General features: G+C 64.0%; 10 protein-coding genes. All 10 read right to left on the reverse strand.

The genetic code is table 11. The features are described 5' to 3' along the window. Nucleotides 1–487 precede the first annotated feature (487 nt). The 10 genes from ACXJ7R_RS17790 to ACXJ7R_RS17835 all read right to left on the reverse strand — a co-directional run bounded on the left by ACXJ7R_RS17790 (nt 488) and on the right by ACXJ7R_RS17835 (nt 8,907). On the reverse strand, nt 488–943 hold the full coding sequence (locus ACXJ7R_RS17790) for a ribbon-helix-helix protein, CopG family (RefSeq protein WP_457152980.1): 456 nt from the start codon (nt 941–943) through the stop codon (nt 488–490). A 7-nt stretch (nt 944–950) separates the two neighbouring features. Further along, nucleotides 951–2,933, reverse strand: a complete 1,983-nt coding sequence (locus tag ACXJ7R_RS17795; protein ID WP_457152981.1) for a conjugal transfer protein TraG — start codon at nt 2,931–2,933, stop codon at nt 951–953. A gap of 27 nt (nt 2,934–2,960) precedes the next feature. Then, nucleotides 2,961–4,700 carry a relaxase/mobilization nuclease domain-containing protein gene (locus tag ACXJ7R_RS17800; protein WP_457152982.1) on the reverse strand — a complete coding sequence of 580 codons (1,740 nt, stop codon included), beginning with the start codon at nt 4,698–4,700 and terminating at the stop codon, nt 2,961–2,963. A 243-nt stretch (nt 4,701–4,943) separates the two neighbouring features. Continuing rightward, a complete protein-coding gene (locus tag ACXJ7R_RS17805) occupies nt 4,944–5,717 on the reverse strand; it encodes a lytic transglycosylase domain-containing protein (protein ID WP_457152983.1) in 774 nt (257 codons plus the stop codon). Nucleotides 5,718–5,720: 3 nt separating this feature from the next. After that, nucleotides 5,721–6,056 (reverse strand): DUF736 domain-containing protein, encoded by a 336-nt coding sequence (locus ACXJ7R_RS17810; protein WP_457152984.1) that lies wholly within the window; start codon nt 6,054–6,056, stop codon nt 5,721–5,723. A gap of 70 nt (nt 6,057–6,126) precedes the next feature. Beyond that, nucleotides 6,127–6,672 carry a S26 family signal peptidase gene (locus tag ACXJ7R_RS17815; RefSeq protein WP_457152985.1) on the reverse strand — a complete coding sequence of 182 codons (546 nt, stop codon included), beginning with the start codon at nt 6,670–6,672 and terminating at the stop codon, nt 6,127–6,129. Next, a complete protein-coding gene (locus ACXJ7R_RS17820; protein WP_457152986.1) occupies nt 6,669–7,157 on the reverse strand; it encodes a DUF2840 domain-containing protein in 489 nt (162 codons plus the stop codon). Before ACXJ7R_RS17820 ends, ACXJ7R_RS17815 begins: the two co-directional genes overlap by 4 nt. Beyond that, on the reverse strand, nt 7,154–8,314 hold the full coding sequence (locus tag ACXJ7R_RS17825; RefSeq protein WP_457152987.1) for a replication initiator protein A: 1,161 nt from the start codon (nt 8,312–8,314) through the stop codon (nt 7,154–7,156). Before ACXJ7R_RS17825 ends, ACXJ7R_RS17820 begins: the two co-directional genes overlap by 4 nt. 17 nt (nt 8,315–8,331) lie before the next feature. Further along, nucleotides 8,332–8,613 carry a helix-turn-helix transcriptional regulator gene (locus ACXJ7R_RS17830; RefSeq protein ID WP_457152988.1) on the reverse strand — a complete coding sequence of 94 codons (282 nt, stop codon included), beginning with the start codon at nt 8,611–8,613 and terminating at the stop codon, nt 8,332–8,334. A gap of 141 nt (nt 8,614–8,754) precedes the next feature. Continuing rightward, a complete protein-coding gene (locus ACXJ7R_RS17835; RefSeq protein ID WP_457152989.1) occupies nt 8,755–8,907 on the reverse strand; it encodes a DNA -binding domain-containing protein in 153 nt (50 codons plus the stop codon). Between the last annotated feature and the right edge of the window lie 8 nt (nt 8,908–8,915).

An 8,915-nucleotide genomic window follows, 5' to 3' on the forward strand; every position in this document is an offset into this window, starting at 1 on the left:
TCACCATTCTGGGCGTCGTTGATTGCAACACCCATCAATCGGCGAACATCGACCGGAAACTCGCGCAGGTCGGCCTTCGACGACCCCATCCATACTGCGGGCTTTTGGTTTTTCATTCCCCTTGCCTTATAGCATACAGACTATAATTTTCAACGACGAATCCTGACACCGACTAGCCGCTGAAAATAGTTGATTCAGGTGAAAGCAGCCGTTTTTCCCAAGTGATCATAGAAACTTGTGAAAGGCGTGGTCCTTCATGTAGCCACGGATCTTAAATTGCGAATTTCGCGCCAGATCTGTCCCGTGGTTGCCGCAGCATGACTCAACGTGGTTCCCGTGAAACGACGCCACCCTGCGGCTGTCTAGTCCTCTTCTGCCAAACTCGACAGGTCGGCAAGGCGTGATCTATGACAACAACATATCATTCCAACGCTTTGATATATTTTGACATATCGATGCTTGCAGAATCTTCAGTCCGCCCGTCCATTTAGCCCACGGGCGTGCCGGGCTGGAGTGTGTCCAGGCGGCCATCGATGTCCTCGGAGATTTCCTGTCGAAGCTTTGGCCCTTTCGCCAGGCGCCGGCCGAGTGCGGTGACGAAGGCATCATAGCGCTCGCCAGCCTTGGCGTGGGCAGCCTGCGCCGCGGGCTCGGGCAACGCTGGTGTTGTCGCCAGCCAGAAGCGGACGAAAACGGCGAGCGTCTCCAAGGCAATTCCAAGATCGCGCTCCTGGCGTGCCGTACGGCGATCGAGTTGATCGAGCCGCTTGGTGATCGCCGCCTCCTGTCGCTCGGCGGCATCGGGCGAGAGGAACGATTCGATGGCCGCCTCGGCGACAAGCGACCGTGAAAGATCTCGGCGTGCCGCATGTTCGGCCAGCCTGCTCATCGCCTTAGGATCGAGATACACGGACAGGCGTTGCTTGCGGGGAGCCTTTGCCATCGGAGCCTCACATATCCACGCCGTCGCCGGGGTCGAGCGACGCCTGCCGCGCAATGCCTTGCATGAGGCGCGTCAATCGACGATTGCGGGCAACATCGTCGTCCACGTCGTCCAGGTGATCGATCTCGAATTCGTTCTGGGTCGATGGCTTCACGACCGGCTCGACGCGACTGAGCTCGGGTTGCCGACGACGCTCGGATTCGGTCAGGTCCTGCTCCTCGGCGGCGAGCGATGATGTGGCTTCGGCAATCGGGGGACGGGAAGGTAAAGGCAGTCTGGTCCAGTCGTCCGGTCTCCCCTCCACAGCCGCCACCAACGCCGGAGGTGGCAAGATACGCTCGTTGAAGCGTGCATCCTCATGATAGCGCGCCTTTTTGGCGCGGATCGGCGGCGCACCCGAGACCATGACAATCTCGTCGGTGGCCGGCAGTTGCATCACTTCACCAGGCGTGAGCAGCGGGCGAGCCGTCTCCGAGCGGGAAACCATGAGATGACCAAGCCATGGCGACAGCCGGTGGCCGGCATAGTTCCTCATGGCCCTCATCTCGGTCGCTGTTCCGAGCGCATCGGACACGCGCTTGGCGGTGCGCTCGTCGTTGGTGGCAAAGCTTACCCGGACGTGGCAGTTGTCGAGGATTGAGTTGTTGGCGCCGTACGCCCTCTCGATCTGATTGAGGGATTGAGCGATCAGGAAGCTCTTCAGCCCGTAGCCGGCCATGAAGGCGAGCGCCGACTCGAAGAAGTCGAGACGGCCAAGCGCCGGGAACTCGTCGAGCATCAGGAGCAGCCGATGCCCCTGCGCCCTCACCTGGAGATCTTCCGTCAGGCGGCGACCGATCTGATTGAGGATCAGGCGAATAAGCGGCTTCGTCCGGTTGATGTCGGACGGCGGCACGACGAGGTAGAGTGTCGTCGGACGCTTGTCGTCGACGAGGTCGGTGATGCGCCAGTCGCAGCGGCGGGTCACCTCTGCCACCACAGGATCGCGATAGAGGCCAAGGAACGACATGGCGGTCGAGAGCACGCCAGAGCGCTCGTTGTCGGATTTGTTCAAGAGTTCTCGGGCGGCGCTGGCGATGACCGGATGCGCACCGCCCTCACCCAGATGCGCCGTTTTCATCATCGCGGACAGCGTCGATTCGATCGGGCGCTTTGGATCGGAGAGGAAGCCGGCGACGCCGGCAAGCGTCTTGTCCGGCTCGGCGTAGAGGACATGCAGGATCGCTCCGACCAGAAGGGCATGGCTGGTTTTCTCCCAATGGTTTCGCCGCTCGAGCGAGCCTTCGGGATCGACCAGGATGTCAGCGATGTTTTGCACGTCGCGGACTTCCCATTCGCCGCGGCGCACCTCGAGCAGCGGATTGTAGGAGGAGGATTTCGGATTGGTCGGATCAAACAGCAGGACGCGGCCATGCCTGGCGCGGAAGCCCGCGGTGAGCTGCCAGTTCTCGCCCTTGATGTCGTGGACGACGGCTGAGCTCGGCCAGGTCAGCAGCGACGGGACGACAAGGCCGACGCCCTTGCCCGAACGTGTGGGCGCGAAGCACAACACGTGCTCCGGTCCGTCGTGGCGCAGATAGGCACCGTCATATCGCCCAAGCACCACGCCATCGGAGCCGAGAAGGCCAGTTGCCTTGACCTCCTGCTTGTCGGCCCAGCGGGCGGAGCCGTAGGTCTCGACCTTCTTGGCCTCACGCGCTCGCCAGACCGACATGCCTATGGCGACGACGACGCAGGCGAAACCGCCCGACGCCGCGATAAAGGCTCCCTCCACGAAGATCGACGGCGCGTAGGCATCGAAGCCATACCACCACCAGAAGAAGGACGGCGGAAGGTAAAAGGGAAAGCCCAGGACATGGAACCATGGCCTGCCGAGCTCGGGCTGGAATGCCAGGCGCCAGGCCACCCACTCCGTCGCGCCCCAGGTCGTGAACAGTACGATCGCCAACACAGCGAGGATCTGGCCCCAGAGTATCTTGGTGGCGGACATGGAAGCGGTCCTTTCTTCAACATGAGGTTAGAGGCCGAGGCCTCGCTTGCGGCCAAAACTCCAGTCGATGCCGTCGTCATTGCGAGCGACGCCAGAGACGTGGCGGCCAAGATGCTTTTCCAGGGATGGCGTCCAAGGCACCAGTTGGAAACCGAGGCCATCATCGATCATGGCGAAACGGCCCGACGCGAGTATGAAACGTTGCCGGTAGGAACCGGTGACGTAGTCGCCGCCGCGGGCGCGATTGAAGGGCTGGCCGGTCTCAGCGGAGATTTTTTGCCCGAGCGCCTCCAGCTCGCGGCGACGCAGCGTGTCGATCAGGTTGGGCGTGAAGCTGACGCGTTGGCCATGCCGCTCGCCGAGGCCCTCTTCGACGAGATGGTCGGCGCGGCGCCGCATTGCCTGCCGCACCTCGGCGCCGAACCCGCCTTCCGAGAGTGCAATCGGTTGGCGGGCGATATTCTGGCGGTCAAGCCAGGTTGCGCCGGCGGCGGTCGTTTGCTGCTCAATGTCGAGGTCGGAACGGACAGCAAGTGCTGCGCGCCCATGTCCCTGCGCGTCATGGAACTTGCGCAGTTCGACGATCGAACCCGGAGCGCTGTCGCCCGCTGCATCCAGATCGGATAGCTTGATGTGATGGGTGCGGCCGTCGGTGCCATCGACCACGGCGTAGGCGCTGCCCTTCAGCTCATCATCGAGACCGCGGTCGACCAGCCGACCGACGATCGGCGTGTCGAGACGCTCCGCTGCCAGCACATAACTCGCCGCGCCGCGCTCGATACCCTGTTCGGTCAGGGCGCGGTGCATCCGCTTGATGATATCGCCGCGTTCGCCAAGCTCGCGCAGCGTCGCCTCGGCCTTGTCGTCGATGATCCACTGGCCCGGCCCGACCTGTTCGGCAAGGCCAAGGGTTTCGAGCTTGCGCACCCGCCCGACTTTCAGCACCTGATACTCGTCGGACTGGGCGTTCGCGGCGGTGGCAAGGTCGATGACGCCTCGGTCGCGCCCGTCGCGAACAAGCTGCCGGTCAAGCTGGGTCCAGCGCTCGGCTTCGACCTGGCGCTGCAGATTGCGATGGATGTCGAGATCGCTGCGCGGGCCGAGCTCCTGGGTAACAAGATCGGCCGCACGGGCGCGCATCCCCTCCTTGATGTAGTCGCGCGAGATCACGAGATCCTGCCCGTCATCGGCGTGGCCGCGCAGGATGATGTGGAGGTGGGGGTTGTCGGTGTTCCAGTGATCGACGCCCGCCCAATCGAGCTTCGTGCCGAGGTCCTTTTCCATCTGGCCCATCAGGTCGCGGGCGAAAGATTTGAGATCCGCCATGTCGACGGCGTCTTCCGGCGAGACAATGAAGCGGAAGTGGTGCCGATCGTCGCCGCACCGCTCGGCAAAAGCACCGCCATCCACCTCCCCGCCTTCCGGCCCGAACAGCCTTGCCTTCTCCCCGTCAAGGGTGACGCCTTCGCGACGCAGATAGGCGAGATGGGCGGCAAGCGGGGCGCTGCGCGCGTGATGGCGCACAAGGCGTGTCTTGATGATCACGGCTCGCGAGCGGCCGGTGAGGAGACGATTGGCGCGCACGCTCGCCGAGCGGCCACGCCCGAAGCTCGAGCGATTGCCCGGACTGATCCGGCCGGAGCGAGAGATATGGGCACCGGCCTTCTGGGCGGCGGCAAGCGCCTGCGCGATGAAGGGCCTGGCCCGCTGGGCGCTGGGCGAGCGGATGCGGCCGGGCCGGATTCGGAAACCATCCTCACCGTTCATGGCGAAGATCCGCACATCGTGTCAAGCCACGGAAATCACAGGCAAATCGGTGTTCTGGCGCAGTGCGCCAAATCTTCGCACCTCGTGGAAATACTGCATAACCTATTGAAATAACACAACCGACCGACGCCGCACCTCGCGGCCTTTTATCTCGCCATCTTCCGGTTGTTCTGCCCACATTCCGCCTCCATCCACGCCACGGTGCGCTGGAGCTTGCGGTTGTGCGAAAACGCCCATGCGCGCTCATGGCTGGATCCCTTCGCCCGCTCGCGCCACGAAGAGGCCTCCGGACAGCGGCACGATGGCGGAGACATCGCGCACGCTGGGCGCGGAGCTCACGTCATTTTCTGGGCGCTCGGTCGGCACGAGAGCGACAGCTTGTATGCGATCCGACTGACCCACGAAGAGCGAGCCGTGCTTCCAGGGAATGGCCTCGACAGACGCGACTGCGAAAGGGCGCATACCCTCGCTTTCACCGATCAGTGGGGCAAGTGCTGCGACATAGGCGCGGGTCTCGGCCGGTAACGGACGCCCGGCGAGGTAGGCTTGGTAGCGTGCAGGTCCCGCGTTGTAGGCGGCCAGAAACCCCGGCGAGCCGAAGCGATCGTGCAGTTCGCGCAAATACGCCGTTCCGGCCAGGATGTTGTCACGGGGATCGAATGGATCGTGGCCGAGCGACCAGCGGGCACGCAGATCATCCCATGTGCCGGGCATGATCTGCATCAAGCCGCGGGCGCCGGCGCTGGAGACGGCGCGCACGTCGCCCGCACTCTCCTTGCGCATGACGGCGCGTATCAACGCAGTCGGAACGCCGAAGCGATGCGAGGCTTCGATGACGTGCGCGCCAAAAGGATCGCGCTGCGACGATCGTGTGAGAGGTGTTTCCTGCGCCAAGGTCGCCACCGGCATGACGGTCGAAACGGACAGGCCGCAAAGGAGGAGCAGAGCCATGCGCCGGGCAGCGCGAAGCGGCCCAGGCGCACCGCGATGGCTCGTCGACGGACGGCGAGCGCGCATCGTTCAATCCTTCTCGCTGCGGTCGCGCGGACGCGCCCAGTGCAGCGACCAGGACGTCTTGTCGTCGCCATTGCGAAAGAGGTTCGCGCGTATCGGCTGCGCGAGGGCCGGGTCGTCGAGCTGGATCGAGACGTAGTCTCCGGCCTTTTCGCTGGAGCGTTTCCAGCCGGCGCCAATCTCGGGGCCGTCCTCGCTTCCAGCGTGAACGCGGTATTCAGGCGCATTTTCGGTTTCGCTCGCCTCTGCCGCCACGATTGCGATATCCAGGTTGAGGCTGAGCGTGTGGATGCGCCCGCTATAGCCAGTCTTCTGGCGCGTAAATTCCCCGATCCGTTGCATGTCAGGCTCCTGTTTTTCAGTGGTGCGGTGATGAAGGCTGGCGGCGCGACGCGCGCCGCCGGTCGCGCGCTCACCGCGTTGACGCGCGCCATTCGAAGCGGCCATCGCCGGTTTCGTCCGTCCACAGCGGGACGGCGCGGCCGATGATCTGGCTGGTGGAGAGGAGGCCGAAGTAACGGCCGTCGAGGCTGTCGCGGACCTGCCGGTTCATCAGGAAGACTTCGCCGGCGGGGATGCGGCGGCAGCCCTGCCAGACAGGCAGGTCACGGCCTGTCCGATCACGCTTGAGCGCCATGCCCGCCTCGACGCCATCGACGGTGATGGTGAGGTTCGAGCGACAGACATGTTGCCCGGCAACGCCAAGGATGCGCTTCATGAGTGGCACGCCCCTCGGCAGATAGCCGCGATCAGCGAGGAACGCGGCAAGTGGCTCGGGCGCGTCGACGGCCACAAGATCGGTGACCTCGAAAGGTCCGTCGACGTCGATCGCGTAGAAGCCGATCGGTGCGCTGGCTGACGCATTCCAGATGAGCTTCGTGGGCATCGAAGTGAGGCCGGGATAGCCGACGCCCATGGTTGCGAGAACGCTAGCGAGGATGATCCCGGCGCGCGTCACGGCTCGGTCCTCTTGCGCAGCAGGAAGGCGCGATGTTGGTCGAGTGTGTAGCTGCGCGGCGCGTGGCCGGCGGTTATCCGGTTGTGGATGTGCCGCCAATGATCGGGCGACACCAACTCAGGCTCGATGTCGAGGCGCTGGATGGCGTCGATCGCCTGCAGCACGCGTTCCACCTTGGGCCAGCTCTCGACCTTCAGAAGGATGTCGCCGCCGGGGCGCACGAAGGGCAGTGTCTGATAGGCTTCGCCACGCGCGACCGCACGCACGATATCGATGCGTGAGATGATCGTTCCGAAGTCGTTCGCCGCCCAGCGCACAAAGGCGAAGACCGCGCCGGGGCGATAGGACAGAATGCGCCGGCGACGATCAACGATCTGTTCCTGGGCGTGGGTGCCGAACCGTATCCAGTTCTCTTGCCTCTTCTCAACCCAGGTCAGTTCGACATGGACGAGTTCGTCGCGAGCGTGGTGCGTGGCGGCGCTCATCGGGTGGCTCCCGAGCGCGGATCAAGAGGCGGATTCGGGACTTCGGAGACGCTGGTTGCCGTGCTGCTGCCGTCAGAGACCGATGGCGCATTCGAGGTCTTGTCGGCGTCTATGCTGAGTGCATCGCTGGTTCGCCGGATGAGCCTTTGCACATCACGAGCGCGCTCTTCAAAGTTAGACTCTGGGTTAGACTCTAAGTTAAGGGCGCGATTTCGGCTTTGCTTTCCAAGGGTTAGGCCCCGTTTGGGTTCCTGATAGCACGTGCCTGCGGTTCCCGATGGCACGATAGGTCCGGTTCCCGATAGCACGAGGCTGTCCACAGGCCTTCCACCGGAGGCGATCCGCTCGAAGGCGAGCAGCGTCCGGCCGCCCATCTCCACTTCGAGGAAGAGCGTGTAGCCGGGCAGCGGCTGGCGGCGGATGATGTCGCGCAGCTCGAAGGCAAAGCGCTTGTGGGGCGACAGGCTGCCGGATTTCTGGTGAAGGTGACGGAAGTCGAAGCGCCAGCCGTCGCGCTGGCGTCCGCCATGCTTGCGCACCAGCCGATAGAGCCAGCGCTCCAGCCCGCCAGTCAGTTCGAAATAGGCGCGATCGATCGTCAGCACGAGCGCGTCATCGAGGACTGCCTGGTAGAACCAGTCGGGGACGATCAACTCGATCCCCGCGGGTTTGCCATGGCGATCGATGCGCTCCTGCCACTCATTGATCCATGAGAACCGGTGACGCCTGCCCTCGGCGGGCTGACGGATGGTCGTCGAGACGGTGGTCGACTGCAGCCGGTCAAGCGCCGCCTTCAGGCGTTGATAGTCGCGCAGGCTCTTGCCGCGGCCGACGAAGGTGAGAATCTCATAGGGCGTGGCGGCCATCAGGCGCGAGGTACGAAGCCCGGTGTCGCGCGCCTCGACGATCTGGCTCGCGGCCCAGATCAGGATGTCAGCGTCCCAGATGGTCGCCATCCCATGATCGGGTACGGCTTCGACCCGGATCGTGACGTTGCCCGCGGCAAAATCGATCGGGGTGACGCGATGGGTCTTGGAAAGGGAGAAGAACGGATAGGCCATGAGATCCTGCGCGTCTCGTGGAGCGAAGTCGCCAGGCAGCGCCCGGAACAGGTCGAGTTGCCCGCGCTCCGAAAGGGATTGGTTTCGCGCCACCATWTGAAATCCGCGCGCGGTCAGCGTGCGTATCGTCCGCCGTGCGCCGGCGGCATCGATGTGTGACGCTTGGCCGGCAGGACCGATCCACGCGGGTCGGATGTAGAGGTGACGGCACCGCGTTCGGCCCAAGCCTGAAGATCGTCGACGGCATAGACGACACGGCCGCCGAGCTTGCGGTAGGAAGGACCAGTGCCATAGGTACGGTGCTTTTCGAGCGTGCGGGCGGACAGGCTGAGGAAATCCGCGGCTTCCTTGGTGCGCAGGAAGCGCGGCGGCAAAACGGCGATATCGGGTCGCATGGGTCGGACCTCCGTGGGGTTTTTGGCAGCCGCTGGCGTTCAGCGGTGGACGGGGACCACGGTGGCGGAGAATGAGCTTCGCAAGGGATGGGGAAGTTGAGGGAGGCTAAAATCCCACCCCCCTGTCCAGGGCCAGACCCGCTATGGTCGACGGCGATGACGCAGGATCTGCAAATAGCCGCCGCCGATCATGGCGGTGGCGCCTTCGACGAGGCCGATCACCGCATCGCGCAGCGCGGAGGTTTTCCAAGGATCGGCGGCGACGCGGTTAAACCCGTAAAGGGCGATCGCAATGTCGCGGT

It is taken from the genome of Mesorhizobium sp. P5_C1 (assembly GCF_054049815.1).